General features: G+C 39.1%; 13 protein-coding genes. 6 read left to right on the top strand and 7 right to left on the bottom strand.

Annotated features, from left to right (window positions below; genetic code table 11):
* Nucleotides 1-20: 20 nt before the first annotated feature.
* The 5 genes from CIK00_RS19550 to CIK00_RS19535 all read right to left on the bottom strand — a co-directional run bounded on the left by CIK00_RS19550 (nt 21) and on the right by CIK00_RS19535 (nt 5,690).
* On the bottom strand, nt 21-1,475 hold the full coding sequence (locus CIK00_RS19550) for a sodium:solute symporter family protein (RefSeq protein ID WP_101770238.1): 1,455 nt from the start codon (nt 1,473-1,475) through the stop codon (nt 21-23).
* Between the two features lie 9 nt (nt 1,476-1,484).
* Nucleotides 1,485-2,435, bottom strand: coding sequence for a DMT family transporter (locus CIK00_RS19545; protein ID WP_101770237.1), 951 nt, complete (start codon nt 2,433-2,435; stop codon nt 1,485-1,487).
* On the bottom strand, nt 2,432-2,584 hold the full coding sequence (locus CIK00_RS21375; RefSeq protein WP_167388587.1) for a hypothetical protein: 153 nt from the start codon (nt 2,582-2,584) through the stop codon (nt 2,432-2,434). Before CIK00_RS21375 ends, CIK00_RS19545 begins: the two co-directional genes overlap by 4 nt.
* Nucleotides 2,585-2,848: 264 nt before the next feature.
* Nucleotides 2,849-5,344: a phosphoenolpyruvate--protein phosphotransferase gene (ptsP, locus tag CIK00_RS19540; protein ID WP_101770236.1), complete on the bottom strand. Its 2,496-nt coding sequence runs from the start codon at nt 5,342-5,344 to the stop codon at nt 2,849-2,851.
* 28 nt (nt 5,345-5,372) lie between these two features.
* On the bottom strand, nt 5,373-5,690 hold the full coding sequence (locus tag CIK00_RS19535; protein WP_101770235.1) for a PTS fructose transporter subunit IIB: 318 nt from the start codon (nt 5,688-5,690) through the stop codon (nt 5,373-5,375).
* An 873-nt stretch (nt 5,691-6,563) separates the two neighbouring features.
* Between CIK00_RS19535 and CIK00_RS19530 the strand changes: the two genes are divergently transcribed.
* From CIK00_RS19530 to CIK00_RS19510, 5 genes are all read left to right on the top strand, one after another.
* Entirely contained in the window at nt 6,564-9,089 is a 2,526-nt protein-coding gene (locus tag CIK00_RS19530; protein WP_101770234.1) for a GH92 family glycosyl hydrolase, read from the top strand.
* A gap of 262 nt (nt 9,090-9,351) precedes the next feature.
* Entirely contained in the window at nt 9,352-12,264 is a 2,913-nt protein-coding gene (locus CIK00_RS19525) for a GH92 family glycosyl hydrolase (protein ID WP_101770233.1), read from the top strand.
* 385 nt (nt 12,265-12,649) lie between these two features.
* Nucleotides 12,650-15,325 carry a molybdopterin-dependent oxidoreductase gene (locus CIK00_RS19520; RefSeq protein WP_101770252.1) on the top strand — a complete coding sequence of 892 codons (2,676 nt, stop codon included), beginning with the start codon at nt 12,650-12,652 and terminating at the stop codon, nt 15,323-15,325.
* Nucleotides 15,326-15,995: 670 nt separating this feature from the next.
* Nucleotides 15,996-16,925, top strand: coding sequence for a porin (locus tag CIK00_RS19515; RefSeq protein WP_232601764.1), 930 nt, complete (start codon nt 15,996-15,998; stop codon nt 16,923-16,925).
* 18 nt (nt 16,926-16,943) lie between these two features.
* On the top strand, nt 16,944-18,110 hold the full coding sequence (locus CIK00_RS19510) for an ABC transporter substrate-binding protein (protein ID WP_101770232.1): 1,167 nt from the start codon (nt 16,944-16,946) through the stop codon (nt 18,108-18,110).
* Between the two features lie 196 nt (nt 18,111-18,306).
* Here the strand turns inward: CIK00_RS19510 and CIK00_RS19505 are convergent, their stop codons facing one another.
* Nucleotides 18,307-19,458, bottom strand: a complete 1,152-nt coding sequence (locus CIK00_RS19505; RefSeq protein WP_101770231.1) for an iron-containing alcohol dehydrogenase — start codon at nt 19,456-19,458, stop codon at nt 18,307-18,309.
* 256 nt (nt 19,459-19,714) lie between these two features.
* Nucleotides 19,715-19,957, bottom strand: coding sequence for a hypothetical protein (locus tag CIK00_RS19500; RefSeq protein ID WP_101770230.1), 243 nt, complete (start codon nt 19,955-19,957; stop codon nt 19,715-19,717).
* Nucleotides 19,958-20,617: 660 nt separating this feature from the next.
* On the opposite strand from CIK00_RS19500, the gene CIK00_RS19495 reads away from it, so the two are divergent.
* Nucleotides 20,618-21,061: a hypothetical protein gene (locus CIK00_RS19495; protein WP_101770229.1), complete on the top strand. Its 444-nt coding sequence runs from the start codon at nt 20,618-20,620 to the stop codon at nt 21,059-21,061.
* Nucleotides 21,062-21,138: the final 77 nt, after the last annotated feature.

The raw sequence follows: 21,138 nt of genomic DNA, 5'->3' as shown, positions 1-21,138 counted from the left end.
AAATTATTCTCTTGTTATGATTAACGTAGATAGTCTGCAATTAACTGATATTGGCAACATTTTGCCACTAACGCATAACTACAACATGCCAATAGTGAAGCATAAAGTGGAGCCTCAACCCAGCCTAAATGAAACTCAACAAACAATAAGCACCCACTAAAAAAGCCAATTACTAATGCACTGAGCGCCGCATAAATATTACCAGGAAACCAATGGGCTAATAACGTTGGGGCGACCAATGCTGCCATTAAAGTACCAGACCCTAAAATAGCCAACATTGACAGCATAAAAGGTGGAGCAAACAGCATGATAATAAACCCTAACCCTCCAAGGCCAAACACGGCACTACGATTAAGCAGTAATAATTGCTTCGCTGTCAGGGAGGAATGTGGCCACAATGCTTGGCGTAAATCATGAGACACGGCACCTGCAATGGCATGAAGAACCGAGTTGGCCGTTGATTTCATCGCAAATAAAATAAACAGGGTCACAATTGCAGATAAATAAGGTGAGAGAAATTGAGTCAGAAAGACTGGCATGGCATCGTCAGGGTTGGTAAGGGTGGGGACTTTTACGCGAACATAGCAGCCTACAATAGGAACAAGGCTTAATAAACATGCCATTGGCATCATGTAAGCCGCGACATGATGCAATTTAGTGGTGTTAGCAAATGCCATAAAACGTACGGACATATAAGGTAGGGTTGCACTGTAAATAAACGCATAGGGCAGTACCATTAAAACATGCCAACGACTGTCACCATAAGGCCCTGAATCTTGTGGATCTAACAAGTTTGTGTCGATGCTATTAAGTTGTTCTATTAATTGTTGCGGAGGAAGATCTGTAAAAATAGTCACCATAATAATAATGGCGGATAAACACATACCTAACACCATAAAGGTATCCGTAAACGCGACGGCGGCAAGTCCCCCAATAGAGGTGTAGAGAATAATAATCGCGACCATAATAAACGAGGCGGTTGTTTGGCTGATACCCAGCCATTGTCCGGCTAATAACCCTAATGCTTTAATTTGACCGACGAGAAAAATCAGTAATAGCACAATGGTTATAATGGCACAGAATGCTTGGGTAATACGTTTTACACTTTGTGGACCGTCATGGCTGACGGCAATATATTCAGCAATCGTTAATGTCCCCATTGTTTGGGCTTTTTGGTGTAGAAACCGCGCACAAAAAAGGACTGCTAAAATCATGGCTGGCGCAAAGAAAAAATTACCTAATAATTCAATTACACCATATTTATACGCAACCCCAGGCGATCCCATAAATCCCCAGCCAGAAAACGCCGTTGCAACGATAGTCGAAGCCCCCACAAAAGGGCCTAAACAATTAGCGGCCAATAAAAAACCACCCTCACCCTTGCTACTGTGCATCACTTTATTACTGTAAAGGGCTAAACCGACCATAATCGTCACGGTCACTAATAGTAAGCCCCAGTTGAGTGAGGTATTCATAGTGTCACCTTATGATAGTGGTAATGGTTTGTGAGATTGTGGATTATGAGATAATGCCCGTTTCTTGATGATATTAATCACGATCTCTCCCATACCCCCCCCAATAACCAATACGCCACCAATGGCTTGTAAAACTGTTAATGATTCACTAAAGACAAGAATCCCCAGCCCTGCACCAACAACAGTCTCTAAATAAGAAATACACGCCAGTTCAGCGGCTTTTAAATGTTTAGCGGCAATGGTTAATAATGACAATGCGCCAAAACCAATAAAGAACCCCATTGAAATTAGCCATAACCATGAGGTGCCATCCATTGTTGCGAGTGATGGAGGATTAATAACAAAGCAGATCGCAATCGCAATCGCACCAAATGAAAAGTTAAATAATGAACGAGAGTCTGAACCAATATCGGTACGGTAACGACTAAAGAATAAATACAAGCCATAACCAATACCTGATATTAATCCTAGAGTATCACCGACCATATTTTCTTTAGAAAACGACAACGATAAAGTTAACCCAGTTTGAGGGGTATAACTGATAATGCCGATAATAAATAAACAGCCAATAAATACGGCGGTTAACATCGATGCTGTAAGGGCTGAAATTTTCTCTTTTAAGAAAATAGCCGCTAAAATAGTAGAGAAAACAGGGCCGGTATAAATTAAAAATACTGCATTGGCTAAGGTTGTATATTGGGTCGCGGAGACATAAGCGGCTAAACATAATCCTAAGCACACGCCACTGGTGATTACTGCGGGGGTGAGTTTGATGGTTTTTAGTTGTTGAGCTTTACCTTGGTAGATCATAATAGCAAAAATACAGACTGCACCAACGATCATACGAGTAAATGCAATAACATCCCCACTGGTATTAATATTTCGAGAAAATAAGCCAACACAGCCCATCAGTGTGGCAGAAACAATCATCGTGGTATATCCAAGCGTTTTAGGGTTCATTTTCTACTCCTTGAATGGGTACTATTTGATGGGTTAACCAATGATCCACCATCGGAAGACTGTTGATAAATAAAAACACCAGTGACAGTGATCCAGAGGATGATATTGGCAATAATAAAAGCATCAATTGTCCAATAACCTGTTGGCATTACTCTTTCCTTATGTTTAAGAAGCGGGAGTAATTAAATGAAATGCTAACTATTTATTAATGACAATAATTGATGATTTTTAGTTAATGGACTAGCTAAAAGCTGCTATAAAATAACCAATAAACGCTTTCTATTTTTAAATGAGATCTGGGTCATTTTTAGACGTTAAGCCGGAAAGGGGAGGGGAATTGATAATTTGGTCGTGGTTTAAAATGACAAAGCCCCTCAAGAGAGGAGCTTTATATTGATAAGCTTACGTTTGAATTACAAACCAATTTGTTCGGAAATAATGGCAATGATAGCCTCTGGCGATTCAGCTTGGCGTAAGCTATCGCGGAAACTCTCATGGATAAGTTTACGGGCTAGGCCTGCAAAGATACGCATGTGTTGATCGCCTTGGTCTTTATTTAGGGTTAGCATGATAACGAAATCAACCTCACCAGAATCTGACATCCAATCAATCGGTTTATCGAGATGCGCAATACTGATACTAGAATGACGAATATACTCAGACTTAGTATGTGGAATTGCAAATCCATGCCCTAAACCCGTAGAGAATACCGCTTCACGTGCCCAAACATCTTCTTCAAGTTTATACACATCATCAGTACGGCCTTGAACACCTAAGTTGCCGACTAGCGCTTGGATCACTTCTTCTTTGTTTGCAAAATCGGCGGCTTTAAATACACATTGCTGAACCAAGATGGGTTTAACTTGTGCTTGAGCATGACGTTGTTCAAGTAGTGCTTCAACCTCTTCAATGGTGGCGCACTCACATGCTTCTGCAAATAACGTTTGGCTATCTGCAAAGTTAATCTCAGTTAGCTGTGCTTTGGTGGCAGCAATTTTTGGTGCACTCATGCTGATTTCATTTAAACCTGCACCAACTAATAATGGTAATACTTTACTGTCTGCGCCAAGTTCACCACATAAGCCTACCCATTTACCGTGAGCATGCGCGGTAGTAACCACTTGCTTTAATAAGCGAAGGAACGCAGGAGCTAAGCTGTTATACAGTTTTGATACGCTGGCATTATCACGATCAACCGCTAATAAATACTGGGTCATATCGTTTGAGCCAATACTGAAGAAATCGACTTCTTTACAGAACAAATCAACAATAAATGCCACTGATGGGATTTCAACCATGATACCCAATTGCAGATCAGCATCAAAAGCAATGTTTTGCTCAGTCAGTTGCTGTTTAACAATTTCTAGTTGTTGCTTAACCCAACGGATTTCTTCAATGCTTTGAATCATTGGGATCATGATTTTGGCTTTGCCATGTACCGAGGCACGTAAAATCGCGGTTAGTTGGGTATGGAACAGTGCTAAGAATTGCGGATAAATACGGACTGCGCGGTAACCTAGGAACGGGTTATTTTCATGGGGTAGGGCAAGGTAATCAATCGGCTTATCGCCACCAATATCCATGGTACGAATGATCACCGGTTTACCATTGGCTGCTGTGAGTACTTCACAGTAATGATTAAACTGCTCTTCTTCATCGGGTGCTTGTTGACGATCCATAAACAGCATTTCAGTACGGAACAAACCAATACCTTCAGCCCCTTGTGCAAATGCGTTATCTGCTTCAACTGAACAAGCAATATTGGCAGCCACTTCGATAGTGTGACCATCTTTGGTGGTTGCTTGCTGGTGAGCATACAAACTTTGCTGCTTTTTAAGAGTGTTAGCTAATGTGATCGCACGGTTGAAGTAACCACTAACTTCGATGCTAGGCTCGATAGCCAGTACGCCTAATTGAGCATCAAGGTAAACATGATGATCTAAGGCCGCTGCACACTCTTTGATTTCAATACCTGAGAGGGTGGGAATATTAAATGCGCGTGCCAAAATTACCGTATGTGAAGTGCTACCTGCATGAGTTAATACTAAACCTTGCAATAACGCTTTATCTAGCCCTAAAAACTGACTTGGGGTTAAATCGTTTGCGATAATAATACTTGGCTGTTGTAGCGAAAATGCGGTTTGAGTATCTAATACAGTAGGGTAAGCCGCCGTTAATAACTGGATTGATACATCTTTGATATCCAGTACGCGTTCACGTAAGTAACTGCTTGCTGACTGTTCAAGTTGATGACACAGTTTTTCCATCACCGCCAAAATAGCATTAGCCGTTGAATGGGTGGTTAGCAGGGTTGTGACACCATCAATAAAACTTGAATCGTTAATGATCGCTAAATGCGCACTGGTAATTTCTTGTTCGTGGTGTGAGCCGTTTGCAATGGTGTAATCTAAGTTAGTACTTACTTGCGCTCGTGCTTGTTCAAACCGTTGCGCTTCATTGTCATCGTGGGCTGCTGTTGCAAACTGCTGTGGATCAATTTGGCTCATTGCGGTTAATACACCGTGACCAATACCCGCAGCAAGACGCTTACCGGTGATTAAATGTGGTTGATGACGTAATAATGATTGCGGTAACACGATCTCGCTATCATCTGATAATGTCTCTAATGCTTCATCACAATGTGGAAATTGTTGTTCAATGTAAGTTTGAAGTGCCTGACAGGCTTGTTCACTGTCTGCGCCTTCAAAGTTTAATGTGCAGTTATCATTGAATAGCGTATCTGTACCCACTAATGCCAAAACACTTTTCGCATCACCTGAATTATTAGTGCGGTGATTGGTTAAGCTAATTTGACACTCAAACTGACGGCACTGTTGTTCTAAATGGTTGGCTGGACGCGCATGAATGCCATTAGGTAATACACATTGAAACTGAAATTGGTGAGCCATAAATAATACGCCTTAAATTTATTTAATGTTATTGGTGAGCTAACAACAGTTGCTGACATTGAGAAAAAACACGTCGTGGACGCTGTAATGCATCTTGAATAGAAACTTCTAGACAGCGATGTTTTGTAAAACGGTCACTTTGCTCGATATTAATATCGGCCGCGAGGATAACAATATCAGCACGCTCAACATCCTGGTCGGTGAGGCGATTTTCTACTCCCATAGCTCCTTGGGTTTCGACTTTTATTGTTATACCGAGTTTTTTCGCTGTCTCAGTGAGCTTGTCGGCTGCCATATAGGTGTGTGCAATTCCGGTTGGACATGCGGTGATCGCGACAACTCTCATGTGTCTCTCCTGTTGTTAAATAATCTAGTGCTAGGGCAATGACATAAATATAAGCAGTTAATAGCGTGCAAGATAGAAGAGAAACGACGCTTTTATAGGACATTTGTAACCGTAATAACCAACCGTGATAGGGATCTCATTGCTTTATAGGCTCGTATTAATATGAATAACTAGCATTTTTGTGCGCTGGTTATTTAAAGGTAATAGTACTTTGATGATGGTTGGTTACATTTATAAGGGGTGAGGGGGCGTCATTATGATTAATCAATAGTGTTTAGAATGTGGTGTTAAGAAGAAAAGATGAATAAATACGAGAGAGTTTATAGTTACGTAATAATAAAAAGACAGAATGATCGGAGGACTTATGCTGCAAAAGGTCATTTTTCGGGAGGATAATGACAATATTTATATCCTTAATCTGTTAGTTAATTATTACGTAAATTGAAAATATAAAAACTGGATAATTATCACTTTAATAGCACTATTCTATCTGATCGTTTTTTATGCGATATCGCGCAGTATTATCTAGATAAATATAGCCGTGTCGACTGGAATATAAAATCAACGTTAGTGTATTTATATTATCAATTAATAAAAAATAAATTGTGAGATTGAGCCAAAATATAGCCATATAACAATGCGATCTTACTCACAGCTATTAAGTGTTGTTACAAATATACAGTGAATGCGTAATTTATCCTATATCACCATGATTTATTATTATTAATAATACGTATCAATAACCATATGGAATTACACTGAGTAAATAAAACGAATAGTGATTTTATTTAATCTTATTGATCCAATTGTTTTAATAATATCAACAGTGCTCAGTAAGAGTGTGGTGCATTTAAAAAATAGGGATAGAAAACCATGTTTAAACTGTCAATCGTCGCAGCAGCAATTGCTCTTTCTGTTGGTCTTGTCGGCTGTAATAATGATAATTCAACTCAATCATCAACGGATAAAAACGATAATCTGCCAACATTAGCGGTACTTAACTATGTTGATCCTTTGATTGGTACTAATGGTTTAGGCAATGTTAATCCTAGCCCTGTAACCCCTGAAGGCATGATCCAACCAAGTCCTGATAACTGGAATCCGACGAATTGGGAGGGTAAAGGATCGCCGTCTGATTATCATTACTATTTAAATCAATTGTCAGGTTTTAGTACCACCCATATCTCGGGTGCCGGTAAAGGGGATCTTAATGATTTTGCGTTCTTACCTTATACCGGTTTTCACTCAACTGCCGTTACGATGGATAAGCAAACCGAAATATCAAAAGTTGGTTATTACGCGGTAGATCTTATTGAAACAAAAGTTAAAGCTGAATTAACAGCGACGGATCGGGTTGCTTTTCAGCGTTATAGTTTTCCTGCTGGTGCCGATCGTAAAGTAAAGATCGATTTACAACATGAGCTACTAGAACAATACGGTAATCACTCTCGTAGTATCTATTATAAAAAAGTGGCTGATAATGCCATTGCGGGGGCGCGTACTAGTAATGAGTGGGGTCAGTGGCAAACGGTATATTTCTACGCTGAATTTTCAGAACCGTTTAGCGGCCATATGGCGTATGTTGAAGGTAAGCAAACTGCTGCAACAGAAGTTGGATTAGCCGATTATCAAGGTTATGGCGATAAACGTGATCGAGTACGTGATGTGGTGACCCACCTTAACTTTGGTGACGGTGATCAGCCTATCACGGTTAAGATTGCCATCTCTGGTACCAGTATTGATGGTGCGATGGCCAACTTACAAGCTGACAACAACGGCTATGATTTTGATGAGGTTGTGGCTGACAACCAACAGCAATGGGCGAAAGTATTAAATAAATTCACCATTAAAGGGGGAACAGAAGCCGATAAGACCATGTTCTATACCTCGCTTTACCGTACTTATGTCGCGCCGTTTGTGTATCAAGACGTTGATGGTAAATACCGTGGTATGGATGGCAAAGTCCATCAAGCTGATGCTGATTTTACTAACTATTCAGTGTATTCAATGTGGGATACATTCCGCGCTGCTCATCCACTTAAAACCATTATTGATAAAGAACGTGCAATTGAATACGCCCATGATTTGATGAATAAATTTAAAACTGGTGGTGTATTACCTAAGTGGGAATTGCATTCTGATTACACCGGTGAAATGGTCGGTTATCCTGCGGTTTCTGTGATTGCCGATGTCATGGTGAAGTACCCTGATGCCTTTACTCAGCAAGATTTTGAATTAGCCCTTAAAGCAGCCGATGTGTCAGCTAACTTTGATTTAGTTATTACGCAAGATTGGGTGCCTTATAAAGATGCGTGGAATGGTGATAAACGTTTTACGGTCATGACCCGTCATGGTGAATATGCTGAGCAACACGGCTATGTGCCAGCAGATGCCAAGAAAAAGCCGCAAGATGGTGGCGTTGCGCAAGATAAATACGATGAATTGGTTAATGAATCAGTGTCATACGGATTAGAAAATGCTTACTACGATTGGTGTATTGCTCAGATTGCGAAATTAGCAGGTGATGATGCTCAATATCAACGTTATATGGCACGTTCACAAGCTTATAAACCTTATTTTGATCATAATGTTAGCGAATATGGTAAATATGGTGCAACTGGATTTATGCGCCCTAAAAATCATGATGGTTCATGGGTAAATAACTATCCATCATGTGCTATTGATGGTCAAGGTGATCCAATTACGCCGTTACCTGAGGGCTGTGATATTAATGATGCAACATCGTTTGATATTTTCTGGCCTTATCGCGCCGAGCACCGTGGCCAAGATTTCACTGAGGGCAATACATGGCAATGGACATGGTTTGCACCGCATGACATTGCAGGTTTAAAGCAGACCATGGGTGGTGATGCGGGTTTCTTACAAAATTTAGATGCGTTGTTTACCGCTAGTGACAAAGCTGATACTTCTCAAGGCGATATGACAGGTTATATTGGTCAATTCATCATGGGTAATGAACCCGATCATCATGTGCCATATCTGTATAACTGGACGGCAGAGCCTTGGAAGACGCAAGAATATGTCGATCAGGCGATGAAAGAATTCTTTCATCCAACTAAAGCCGGTTTAATTGGTAATGAAGATGTAGGGCAAATGTCTGCTTGGTACATTATGGGGGCGTTAGGTTTCTATCAAGTTACTCCTGGTGCACCGATTTATACCATTGGACGACCACTGTTTGATGAAGTGAAATTTGATATTGATGGCGGTCAATTTACGATAACTGCTGAAAATAATAGCCCTGATAATATCTATATTGCATCCGTTACTATTAATGGAAAACCATTGGGTAATAATTACACCTTTGCTCATAGTGATATTATGGCTGGTGGTGAATTACACTTTGTGATGACCAATAAAAAGCCCGTTATTAAATAACCTAATATTATTTATATCTGTAGCAGACAAACTCAATGAGGCTTGTCTGCCTCTAAATACTGTTCGTCTATTTATATCATTCATTGTTTAATCATCATTGACATTTACGCTTCAATATTAATTAAACGGTGGGTTTAAATTACATTGTTTTTATTTGTTTCTTAAATGCTGCTTATTTCAATGTGGTCGCTAATGAGTTTTTTATTAATGGCTATTAATAGTAGCGTTAAAAAATAATATATAAATTAGAAAAGGATTTGAAATGAAATTCAAACGTACCCTACTTTCAATGGCTGTTATCGCTGCTACATTTGGTTTAACGGCTTGTGATGACGATACGCATAATATTGATGTTAATGTCACTGTACCAGAGGGTGATGGCGCCCTTCCTCCTATTGATGACGGGGATAAGCCTGTTTGTCCACCGACTGGCGATGGCGATTGTGATGATAAACCAAGTACAGAAAACCCAGTTATTGATATGGGGGTTCATATTCCGGTTGATTTATCGGGCATGGATGTCACCCGTTATGTTAATCCATTTATTGGTACTGGTAATTTAGGTAATACTTACCCTGGTGCAACTACCCCTAATGGCATGGTGCAATTATCCCCGAATAACGGCTCTAATGGTTGGGAGTATATTTCTGGTTATTATTACCATGACGCCCGTACCAGTGGTTTTTCTCATACTCATTTATCTGGCGCGGGTGCGGGGGACTTAAATGACATTTTGGTAATGCCAATTAACTCCCGTTCAGACTTTATGATCAATGAAGGCTCAGCGACCCTCAATTTAGAAGCATCCCATTTTAAACATAAAGATGAGCAAGCGACCGCGGGTTACTACAAGGTTGAGTTGCTTGACTATGATATTACCGCTGAACTGACAGCGTCTGATCGTGTTGGTGTGCACCGTTATACGTTCCCTCGCGACACGAAATCTGAAATCATCGTTAATACCGGATTTAAGCTTAACTGGGATTACACTTCTGATTCTTTTATTCGTTGGGATAAAGAAAATAACCGTTTAATTGGTCATCGCTTATCTGATGGTTGGGCAGCATCTCAGAAAGAATATTTTGTGATGGAGTTTGATCAACCGATCAAAAATGTCCGTTTTGCTTATTACGACAAAGAAACTAAACAATACGTTAATGCGCCAGCTGACTTTACTGAAATAGGCTCAATTAACGGCTCTCAAACCTATGATGCCGTTAATGATCGTGATGTGTTTGGTAAATACCAATATGCTCGCGCTTATGTTGAATTTGATACTTCAAAACAAGGGGTAGCGGTTGAAGCGAAATTGGCATTATCAAGCACCGCGATTGGTAATGATGGTACTAATAAAGCGCCATTAACGGGGGCATTCTTAAACTTAACCGAAGTTGCCGATAAAGATTTTGATGATGTACGTTTAGAAGCGACTGAAGAATGGGAAGCATTACTGGGTAAAGTGAAAGTTGAAGGTGATGAAACCTATAAGCAAACTTTCTATACCGCGATGTACCATGCTTTCTTAGGTCAAACGACTCACTCAGATCTTGATGGTAAATATTACCGCGCTTTCCAAGGTCGTAATGCTTATCCAAATGGTCGTCCATCTTGGGGTAAAGAAGCGCCATTAGTGGATGATGTTCGTTTAGCTGATGCTAACAATGATGGTAAGGCTGACTTTACTCGTTATGACACCTTCTCACTATGGGATACCTACCGTAACGTACAACCGCTTGCGTCTATCTTTGCCCCTAATGCATTAGCGGATGTTGTGTTATCAATGTTGTCTTATGCAGAAGAAGAATTTACGCCTCTTGATGCGGCGGGTACTGCTGGCAAATCTCGTAAAGGTCGTTTACCTGAGTGGACATTTAAAGGTAATGAAACCGGCATGATGATGGGGATGCATTCAACCCCAGTTATTTATGATGTACTGGCAAAAGGTATTCTTGATGCACGAATGACAGAACTTGGTTTTAGTCAAACTGATCAAGATAATATTAAAGCACGTTTAATTACTGCAATGGTAACGGATGCACGCGGGAAAACTAGCCAAGGTGTGTCATGGATTGGTGAATATGAGCAAAATGGTTGGGTGCCAGCACAACTGCATGATACAGAAACGGATTCATACGGTAAGCATTCACCATTTAAAGATTCATGGACAGCGTCATATTCACTTGAATATTCAATGAACGATTGGATGATTGCAAAATCCATTGCCTTGGTGTTTGGCGAAGATGATCCACGTTATACGGAATTTGCTAACCGCTCAAATAACTGGCAAGCACAGTTCGACTTTGGTGGTGAAGCGAATACACCGTGGAAAGGGTGGTTTAAAGCGCGTGATAATAATGGCCAATTTATTGATAAGAACTGGACCGATCCTGTGACAGGTGGAAACACAGGTAAAGATTGGCGTCCTGATATGTTTAATTGGGCATTCTCAGAGTCAAACGGTTGGCAATACTTCTTTAGTGTGCAACATGATATTCATGGTCTAAAAGATCTGATGACTCAAGCGGATCGTAAGTTTAATCCTGAAGCGAAAGATGGCGCTTTATTTGCGGCACGTTTAGATGAGTACTGGTCAACATATCCAGACCGCAATGCAGGTGATAACCAGTTCCCTGTCTTTAATACTGGTAACGTTGGTCAACATGTTCAAGGTAATGAACCCGATCTACATGTGTCTTATTTGTATAACTACGTAGGTCAACCATGGAAGACTCAAGCAGCGATTGCAGCATCAACTAACGTTTGCTACGACAATACTGCCGATGGTATTTGTGGTAATGATGACTTTGGTACGCTTTCTTCGTGGTTTGTGTTCCGTGCGCTAGGGTTCTATCCAGTAAATGCAGGCAGTGTGTATGAAATTGGTACACCAATGTTTGAAACTGCCTCGATTGATGTGGGTAACGGACAGTCGTTTAATGTGGTTGCAAAGAATGTGAGTCGTGAAAATATCTTTATTCAAAATGCGACGTTCAATGGTAAAGCGTTTAACCGTACGTATCTTACTCATGATGAGATTATGTATGGGGGCGACCTCGTGTTTACGATGGGTGAGACGCCAAATAAAGGTTGGGGGGCAGCAGCTGATTCGACACCACCAGATACAGGAATTGGTGAGTTCTTACACGCGAAATCGTTACCCATTGGCGCAAGATAGTGATTCAGCAATGTAAGTAAGCATAAGAATTAGTTATATCTATTGCTTTAAAAATCCTACGGTAAATATCGTGGGATTTTTTTATTTCTGCTATTTATATTCAAATCATAATCAACATCAAATATTGGATTGATTATAAAGTCATTTATAAAATCACTGTTTGATGTTTTATTATTTATTTTAAATTCAAATAAGGCGTAATATTACTAAGAATTATAATATAAATAAAAAAAACAAAGCTATTTAAAATATTTGACAGATTATGCATTTTTAATAAATATTATTGACGAAAAGTAAATAGTTGTCACTAATAAGTATTGAGTTCAATGCGTTTGATATCATTATTTTCAAGTCGCTTAGATTATAAATGGCAATTGGAGATATTATGCCTATTTCTCGTCGTGACTTTCTTAAATCTGCTATCGCAACGGCTATTGCAGCAAATGGTTTAACACTATTCCCCGCTAATTTTGCATTTGCTGATGATACTCTTCTAATTCCTAGTGCAAGCCACTGGGGTGCTTTTTACGGTGTAGTAAAAGACGGTAAATTAGTGGGTATTCAACCTCGTAAAGAAATTGATCCACTGCCAACTGAAATGTTATTAGAAGGCTTATTAAGCCGAACTTATAATAAAACACGTATCCAATACCCAATGGTACGTAAATCATATTTAGAAAATTTAGGTGGTGACACTAAACCTGAATTACGCGGTAAAGAACCGTTTGTTAGAGTAAGTTGGGACACTGCCTTGCAATTAACAGCAAGCGCAATCTTACATACTATTGAAAACAAAGGTAACCAAGGTATCTTTGACTCATCTTATGATGGTTGGTCAAATACGGGTTTGTTACGCCCACCTGTTGTTCAAGGTCGTTTCTTTAACCTTATTGGTGGTTGTAGTACAACCATTGGCGACTATTCAGCAGGTGCTTCAACAGTTATTCTGCCGCACATTGTCGGTGATATGGAAGTGTATTCACCACAAACAGCTTGGCCTGTTATTGAAAAGAATACTGAAGTGTTTGTTTTAGTGGGTAGTGACCCTTGGAAAACCAACCGGGTTGAATTCCGTGTTGCTGATCATCAAATGCAAAGCCATTGGCTGAAGTGGAAAGAAAAAGGGATTAAGTTTATTTCAATTAACCCTAAACGTACCACGACTGATCGTAATTTAGACAGTGAATGGGTATCAATTATTCCAGGTACTGATACTGCACTGTTTAATGCGATGGCTTTCCATTTACAAGATCAAAAATTAGCTGATCTTGAATATTTGAAAAAATATACCGTTGGTTATGAGCAGTACCTTGATTATTTATTAGGTAAACAAGATGGTGTTGCTAAAACACCAGAATGGGCAGCTAAAATTACCGGTATTCCAGCTGATGAAATCAAAAAGCTAGCCGTATTATTTAAATCTAAAAAAACCCAAATTGCCGCTGGTTGGGCAGTTCAACGTGCTGACCATGGTGAGATGATTCACTGGGCTATCATTAACTTTGCCGCAATGGCGGGTAAAATTGGTAAGCCGGGCGAAGGTTTTGGTTTTAGCTGGCACTATGGTAACGGCGGTATGCCACAATCAGGAGCATCATTACCTGTAACATTAGGCCAAGGCTTTAACCCTGTCTCTGCGGGTTGTCCGGTTGTACTTCAATCTGAAATGTTGCGAAATCCTGGTAAGTCATTTACTTACAATGGACAAACGTTAAAATTCCCTGATATATCAATGGTATATAACTCAGGTAATAATCTATTCTCACACCAACAAAACCTTAATGCTTTAATTAAAGCAATGAATGACAAAGTTGAGACTTATGTTTGTCAAGATACATGGTGGTGTGCGTCAGCTCGATTTGCAGATATTGTTTTACCAGCGACCAGTGCATTAGAACGGGTTGATATTACTTCTGGCGGCACATATAGCAATAATAAAGTTTATGCTATGCAGCAAGTGATTGAACCTTATGGTGAAAGCTTAGATGACTATGAGATTTTCCGTCGTTTAGCGAAGATTTTCCACGTAGAAGAAAAATACACTACGGGTAAAGATATGATGACCTTGCTGAAAACAGCTTATGAGTCATCAACTGCCGCTAAAGTTAAACCGTTTGATGAATTCTGGAAAGATGGCGTTACTGTTATGCCAACCCCAGAAAAAGCGGATTACTGGCAACGTCATGGTGCATTCTATGATGATCCAGAAAAGCACCCACTACATACACCATCAGGCAAAATTGAACTATACAGTGAATCAATTGCTAAGATGAAACTGGACGATTGTCCTCCTGTACCGACTTACTTGCCGCCATTTGAATTTTTGGGTAACGCTAAAGAAGGTCAACTGCATATTTTAAGTCCACACCCTTGGATGCGTTTGCACTCACAAATGGCAAACTCAGATACCAATAGCTATGAGTGTGTTGATGGACGTCAATATTTATTGATTAACGACCAAGATGCGCATGCTCAAGGTATTGCGAATGGGGATCTTGTTGAGTTACACAATGAACGTGGTGCGTTATTGTGTGGTGCTAAATTATCCAATGAAGTACGTCGTGGTGTAGCATGTCTACATGAAGGCGCATGGTTACAACTTGATAAGTTGGGTCGTTGTAATAGTGGTCAGATTAATATTATTACATCAGATCAATCGTGTGGCGGACTTAGCCAAGGTACAAGTGCGAATACTTGTTTAGCATACTATAAAAAATGTACTGATCCATGTTCACCGAATAAAGCCTATGAACCACCAATGATTGAACAACCAACAGGGCCAAATGATGGTTCTATTTTGCCAATGGTTGATCTTAATATCGATGGCCGTATCGCATTACTTCATAAAGCAAATTCAGGTAAAAAAGCACCGAAGATCAGTCGTGGTCAAGAAATCTTCTATGCAACCTGTACTATGTGTCATGCCGCACCAAATCCATCAGCGCATACTCGCGCCCAATGGGCTGGGATCACCGAAAGTATGTTCCCTCGTGCAGGTTTGAATGCAGCAGATCGTAAACTTGTTTTAGAATTTTTAGATAAACATGCCGCGAAAGCGTAATTAATTTAGATTAGATCTTGATTTTATGTGATTAAAATCCGAGCAACTCGTTAGAGTGTTCGGATTTTTTTTATTTAAAAGCCCCCGATTATGAGGCCAATACCACAAAATAAAACAACCGTTATTGTTAAGCACAATTATTAATAATAAATTTATTTGGCTACGAAAATCTTATGCCTCGTTAAGTTAATCCTGAACAATTAGCTTATGAGGCAGTCCTCTTCTTTAGTTATATTTCCTGCCTATCTACTCAAAATAACAATAATTATTAATGCCTATCTTGATGGCTATTTGTCATTTTTTTGCGTCAATTAAGACTCAAAGTATCAGGTATATCTTGTTGAATTGAATAATTTTAATCTGTGGTATTGTTAAAAATACTGCGACATTATGACATCTGTTTTTTAGCGTGAACGTTATAAAATATTTGCTGGTGGACGATATGATTTTCGCTCATATAGATAACCATATTTATATACGCTAGCTGTTGAATTTGAATTTTTGTGTTTTTAAGATCGTCTTGTTTTAGCCATTACTAACAATGGATGGTTATGTTTTCAAGGCATAAAAAGTGTAACAAAATTTGACAACTATAATTAAATGATTATTATTCTCATTCTCTTTTACCGAAAGGTAACATCAAATGATGGTTGATTGACTGAGGTGATTTTTGATTAATAAAAATAAACTTGCTCTGGGGTTGTTATATCTGGCAACAGCAAGTGGAACAGTAAATGCTGCAACTATTTATAAAACCGATGATTCAAAACTAAATATTGGCGGTCGAATCGAAGCGCGAGCTGAAAATGTTGATCATGATGTTAACGATTTAAGTCGAGTTAGAGTTAAGATTTCTGGTGAAACTAAATTGACAGATACCATTAGCGGTATTGGTGTTTTTGAACAGGAATTTAAAGAGGAATCACAAAAAACACGTCATCTATACGTCGGTATTAAAGCGGCTTTAGATAACGGTTATGCAACCCTTGTTTATGGTAAGACAGACGGTGCGATGAGCGTTGTTACTGATATTACCGATATTCAAGCGGTTTATGGTGCGGTTGCAGCTGACAAATTTAAAGTCGGTAAGCGTATCGCTAACAGTCTTGCCACTACTTATACCAACGACTTCGGAACCACTTTAAGCGCAAATTATGCCGGAGCAGAAGGTAAAGAAAAAGGCGATTTTGATGGCGGTTTTTCTGTCGCGGGCTCTCAAAAAATCGGCGATACGGGTTTTATTTCGGCCATTGGTTTCGCTAAACAAGCTAAGGTTCAGCAGCAATCAAAACAACAATTTGATATTGGTTTAGGTTACCAATTAAATAAACTATATCTTGGTACTTTGTATACCAAACAGAAAGTTAAGGGTAAAACGGGCAACGGCTATGATGTTGTTGCAGCGTATAAATTCAGTTCAATATATACCGCGACTATCGGATTTGGTGAATTGAATTTTGATAATGCGGATGACACTCGTGCTGCCAATGTTGATATTACCGCAAGGTGGAATAGCCAGTTTAGAACCTATGCTGCCATTAATGTCGACACCATAAAGAACGACGTGCAAGAAATGATCGGTATTCGTTACGATTTCTAATTCTCAAAAGGTTTTATTATGAAAACTCGCTTAAAGACGTTAACTCTTGCCCTTGGCGCTATTGTTTCTTGCTCTGCCTTTGCTGCTGATTATCCAATGACAGTGACCGATATTACAGGCCGTTCCATCACATTAGATCATCAACCCGAGTATATTGCATTAGGCACTGCCCGAAATTTTCCTTTATTAGAAATTGTTTACGGTAAAGATGCAGGTAAGCATTTAGTCGCGATGCGTGACGATATGAAAAATTCAGCCCCTAGCATGTATGATATTTATGTTAAACGTTATCCGTCGTTAGCGAAGGCACATAACATTGGTAAAATCAGTAAAGGACAGTTTGATGCTGAAGCCTTTATTAACATGAAACCTAAACCTGATGTGCTGATTATTGGTTTAGACAGTGCTAAAAAAGCCCAGTCAACGGGATTGATTAACAAGCTAGATGCAGCGGGTATTCAGGTGATCACTGCTGATTTTCGTGACAAAACCATTGCGAATACTTTAAATTCAGTTACCACTGTTGCGACGGCATTAGGTCAACAGCAACGGGGTCAAGCCTTCTCTGATTATTACCTTAAACATTTGAATCATATTAAGGCAGTGATTGCACAACATCCTGATATTAAATCAAAAAATGTTTTTCTTGAAACTGCTGCTGGTTATACCTTTGAATCTTGTTGTGATACCTATTCTGGTGGCAATATGAGTGATTTTATTACTCTGTTAAAAGCTGAAAATATTGCAACAAAGCCGCTAAAAGGGGCACATAAAGGGGTGATGTCTCCCGAAACGATCATTACTGCCAACACGGATGTTTATATCATGCAATCAGCAGGGTGGATCGATAAGAAAACGGGCAAAGCGACTCATGGGATCCCTTTGGGCTATGCAATGAATAACCAAGCAATCGCGGATCAAACTAAATTGTTGATGTCTCGTGATTGGTTAAAAGCAACCAAAGCATTCCAAACTAAGGATGTTTACGCTGTTTATAAACCGTTTTATAACTCGCCTTATAACCTTGTGGCACTTGAGTATTTCGCTAAATGGATCCACCCTGAATTATTTAACGATCTCAATCCTGAGCGTACCTTTGAGGAAATGAATAAGCAGCTTGGCGATCATGATGTGAAAGGCATTTTTGGTATCAGTAGTTTTGAAGTAATGGCTAAGTCGTCTTAATGTAGTTAAAGAAAAATATTTAGTTGTGATATTAGATCAAAAAAAGACCACTGATAATTAAATCTGTGGTCTTTTGTTTTTCAAAGCGCGTAATAATTATTTTTTACGTAATAGAGATAAGAATTTTTCTCTTGTTAGCTTCGATATATTGAGTGCTAACCGTCTTTGTATTAATTTAACGTTATTATTTATCAAGTTACATGCGAGCTTTGAAGATTTCAACAATTTCATCAAGACTTGCAGTACGAGGGTTAGTTAAAGAACATGCATCGTTTAGGGCATTTTGCGCCATAAATGCGAGCTTATCTTCAGTCACACCTAGGTCAGCTAAACGTTGCTTAGTGCCTACTTTTTCAGATAATGCATCCATCGCCTCAAGGGCTGCATCTACTGCTTGTTCTTGTGTCATTGCTGCAGTATCAATCCCCATTGCTTTGGCGATATCAACAAAACGTTCAGGTACTTGTTTGGCGTTAAAGCGAGATACTTCAGCTAACAAGATTGCGTTACACAAACCGTGTGACAGGTCATAAACACCACCTAGTTGGTGCGCCATTGAGTGCACGTAACCTAGAGAAGCATTTGAGAATGCCATACCAGCAAGGTACTCACCATACTGCATTGCATCACGAGCGGCACGATCTTGACCGTTGTTCACGACGGCTTCTAAGTTATTAACAATCAACTCAATGGCTTTGATTGCTGATGCATCCGTGATTGGTGTTGCAGCGGTTGAAACATAGGCTTCAACCGCGTGAGTTAATGCGTCCATACCTGTGGTTGCTGTTAGGAACTTAGGCATTGCGACCATTAGTTCTGAATCATTAACGGCAATAATAGGTGTGAAGTGCTTATCAACTACTGGGTATTTAGTTTGATCTTGTTGGTTAGTGATGATTGCAAATACCGTCATTTCTGATGCCGTACCCGCTGTTGTATTCACTGTTACCAATGGCAGTTGTGGTTTTTTCGATAAGTGAACACCTTTAGAGTAATCACGAATATGACCACCATTAGCCGCAACTAGCGCAATACCTTTTGCAGTATCGTGAGAAGAACCACCACCGAATGAAATCACGAAGTCTGCTTTGCTTTCAGCTAATAGGGCAAGACCATCTTCGATATTTTTCTCAGTGGGATTAGGCTGCACACCATCATAGATAACGTAATCAAGGTTATGTGCTGTTAGCTCATCTGTTAGCTTACTAACCAGACCCACTTCAATTAACACACCATCAGTAACGATAAGTGCTTTTTTCAATTCTTTTGACGCTAATTCAGCACCTAGAGATTGAATAGCATTAGGACCCATTAAGGTTACAGGTGGCATGTAAAATACATTGCTCATAGTAAAACTCCGATAATTATTGATTAATTTATAATGACTTACCGCGATAGCCATAAGTCTGAATCTGTTTGATGTTTTGTTATTAATTGGTGGTTATGTAATATGCCATATCGAACTTATTGATTGTTATTTGTGTCGATGCGGTCATTCTACACCCCGCTCATTCAGTAACAATAGATATAAAACTAAAACACTTTTACCTATATGTAATAATTAAATCGTGGGTAAACTGTTTGTTTTGTATATTGGTTAACGATTACTTATCAGCCGCTGACAATAATTTTTCTGAAAATGTCATGTGGGTGTTCTTAGTGGTTAACACTATTCCTGAATGAGATTTATCAGCAGTACTATTAATGATGTAATGGTTCGCTGAAACTGTATTATCCATATGATTATTAAAGCTAATGTTTCCAGTAAATGCACCATCACGTGCAGAGGCAGTGTAAGACGCTGCGATAATAGTGGTAGCGATAATTGCTTTAATAACTATTTTCATGAGTCGTATAACCTTATCTTTATAATTGTTTTTCAACGCTGTCTGCGTTTCGATGGGGTTATATTAACAATTACTAAAAACAATACAATACAATATAATTACAAAAGATTATTACCATATAGAGATAATGGCGATGAGGGTCGAGCTTTCTAGTGGCGAGGGATAAAAGCGGCTTTAACTATTGCGGATATATAAGTTATGAGTAATTTTCGTCGGTTGAGTGTAAATGGTCGTAGAAACAGTAATTGATGAATGTCGTAATATAGTTAACAAAATAACAATCTTGGTTTATGGCGATTATTGGCACTTAAAAGGATTCAAAACAGCACTTATGGGGTTGTTTTTTTATTAAAAGTGATCGCGTAGCGCGGGATAGATCCATTAAGTTAAATAGGGCTGTTTTTAGTGCAAAGTCATACTAGGTGTCGAGTAACAGGTATTTAAGCCTTTAGAATTGCTTCTAGGGGCTATTTAATGGGTATTTTGGTCATGTCAGACTGACAAGCGATTTATGGCGAGATGGATTGATGAAAACTGGCAGATTTAAATAAGATCGTTTATCTCATCTTTTGCCGTATCTACATAATATGTGTTTAATTTCGCATCATACAATAATTTGCTTCTGTATAATTGTTATCTCTTTAATGTTGAGAACTACAGATGCCAAACGTGAAATTAATCATTCTAGCTATGCTAACAACTATGTCGGTGGGATGCGCGACTAAAGTTACCCCTAAAGTTGGTTGGGTTTCATTAAGTTCTGTGGATGAATTTACAGATCAAAAAAGTTGTAGAGTGACGGTAGGATCAATTTATACTGCTAACTCAATTTATACTCAAGTTGGTAACTTTTATCCATTAATTGAGAAAGTAAATGGAGAGTTAAGAGTTGGATTACAAAGTGGAGGGAAGATTAAAATTCCCGTTGGTAATATTCAATTAAGAATTGATGGCAATAAGCATTGGGATATTACTACATCAGAAACACCTTTAGATCTGGCTCCAAAATCAACTGTTGATATGAGTATTTATACTCATAATTTACCAGATGAACTGTTGTGGCTTAATGAACTTGTACACCTAAATAGGATAAAATACTCTTAATATCAAAATGGTGTACATAATGAAAAAAGCTCGAACAACTTATTCAGTCGCATTCAAACACGATGCTGCTAATTTAG

It is taken from the genome of Photobacterium carnosum (assembly GCF_002849605.1).
Lineage (GTDB): Bacteria > Pseudomonadota > Gammaproteobacteria > Enterobacterales > Vibrionaceae > Photobacterium > Photobacterium carnosum.
Note: the sequence above shows the minus strand (reverse complement) of the source record. Positions and strands in the feature narration are given on the sequence as shown.